Source organism: Sporosarcina sp. NPDC096371 (genome assembly GCF_044762865.1).
GTDB lineage: Bacteria > Bacillota > Bacilli > Bacillales_A > Planococcaceae > Sporosarcina.
Window position 1 is genome coordinate 1 of sequence record NZ_JBIWFE010000017.1, and the last position, 2189, is coordinate 2189.

Annotated in this window: 1 rRNA gene; it reads right to left on the minus strand. The window is 52.1% G+C overall.

The features are described 5' to 3' along the window. Positions 1-2170: ribosomal RNA gene (locus ACIQ0H_RS21350) — 23S ribosomal RNA — on the minus strand; the annotation flags it as partial. Positions 2171-2189 lie beyond the last annotated feature (19 nt).

A 2189-nucleotide genomic window follows, 5' to 3' on the forward strand; every position in this document is an offset into this window, starting at 1 on the left:
AATCTTAGGCTCCTACCTATCCTGTACAGGCTGCACCGGAATTCAATATCAGGTTACAGTAAAGCTCCACGGGGTCTTTCCGTCCTGTCGCGGGTAACCTGCATCTTCACAGGTATTATAATTTCACCGAGTCTCTCGTTGAGACAGTGCCCAGATCGTTACGCCTTTCGTGCGGGTCGGAACTTACCCGACAAGGAATTTCGCTACCTTAGGACCGTTATAGTTACGGCCGCCGTTTACTGGGGCTTCAATTCAAAGCTTCGCTTGCGCTGACCTCTCCTCTTAACCTTCCAGCACCGGGCAGGCGTCAGCCCCTATACTTCACCTTACGGTTTTGCAGAGACCTGTGTTTTTGCTAAACAGTCGCCTGGGCCTATTCACTGCGGCTCTCTCGGGCTTTAACACCCTACCAGAGCACCCCTTCTCCCGAAGTTACGGGGTCATTTTGCCGAGTTCCTTAACGAGAGTTCTCTCGATCACCTTAGGATTCTCTCCTCGCCTACCTGTGTCGGTTTGCGGTACGGGCACCTCCCGCCTCGCTAGAGGCTTTTCTTGGCAGCGTGAAATCAGGGACTCTGGAGATAAATCTCCTCGCCATCACAGCTCAATGTTATAGAAACGGGATTTGCCTCGTTTCACACCTCACTGCTTAGACGCGCATAACCAACAGCGCGCTCACCCTATCCTACTGCGTCCCCCCATTACTCAAACGGCGGGGAGGTGGTACAGGAATATCAACCTGTTATCCATCGTCTACGCCTTTCGGCCTCGACTTAGGTCCCGACTAACCCTGAGCGGACGAGCCTTCCTCAGGAAACCTTGGGCATTCGGTGGAAGGGATTCTCACCCTTCTTTCGCTACTCATACCGGCATTCTCACTTCCAAGCGCTCCACCAGTCCTTACGGTCTAGCTTCAACGCCCTTGGAACGCTCTCCTACCACTGACACCAAAGGTGTCAATCCACAGTTTCGGTGATTCGTTTAGCCCCGGTACATTTTCGGCGCAGCGCCACTCGACCAGTGAGCTATTACGCACTCTTTAAATGATGGCTGCTTCTGAGCCAACATCCTGGTTGTCTGGGCAACGCCACATCCTTTTCCACTTAACGAATACTTGGGGACCTTAACTGGTGGTCTGGGCTGTTTCCCTCTCGACTACGGATCTTATCACCCGCAGTCTGACTCCCAAACATAAATCATCGGCATTCGGAGTTTGTCTGAATTCGGTAACCCGGGATGGGCCCCTAGTCCAAACAGTGCTCTACCTCCGAGATTCTTAAGTTTGAGGCTAGCCCTAAAGCTATTTCGGAGAGAACCAGCTATCTCCAGGTTCGATTGGAATTTCACCGCTACCCACACCTCATCCCCGCACTTTTCAACGTACGTGGGTTCGGGCCTCCAGTAAGTGTTACCTTACCTTCACCCTGGACATGGGTAGATCACCTGGTTTCGGGTCTACGACCCCATACTCATTCGCCCTATTCAGACTCGCTTTCGCTGCGGCTCCGCATTCACTGCTTAACCTTGCATGGAATCGTAACTCGCCGGTTCATTCTACAAAAGGCACGCCATCACCCATTAACGGGCTCTGACAACTTGTAGGCACATGGTTTCAGGATCTATTTCACTCCCCTTCCGGGGTGCTTTTCACCTTTCCCTCACGGTACTGGTTCACTATCGGTCACTAGGGAGTATTTAGCCTTGGGAGATGGTCCTCCCGGATTCCGACGGAATTTCACGTGTTCCGCCGTACTCAGGATACACTCTGGAGAGAATGGACTTTCGACTACGGGGCTTTTACCCGCTACGGCGGACCTTTCCAGGTCGCTTCGCCTAATCCATTCCTTTGTAACTCCGTATAGAGTGTCCTACAACCCCAGGAAGCAAGCTTCCTGGTTTGGGCTTTTCCCGTTTCGCTCGCCGCTACTCAGGGAATCGATGTTTCTTTCTCTTCCTCCGGATACTTAGATGTTTCAGTTCTCCGGGTCTGCCTCGATTACGCTATGTATTCACGTAAACGTACTGTCCCATTATGGACAGTGGGTTTCCCCATTCGGAAATCTCCGGATCAAAGCTTACTTACAGCTCCCCGGAGCATATCGGTGTTAGTGCCGTCCTTCTTAGGCTCCTAGTGCCAAGGCATCCGCCATGCGCCCTTTCTAACTTAACCTTTTGGTTTTCAATCCGCA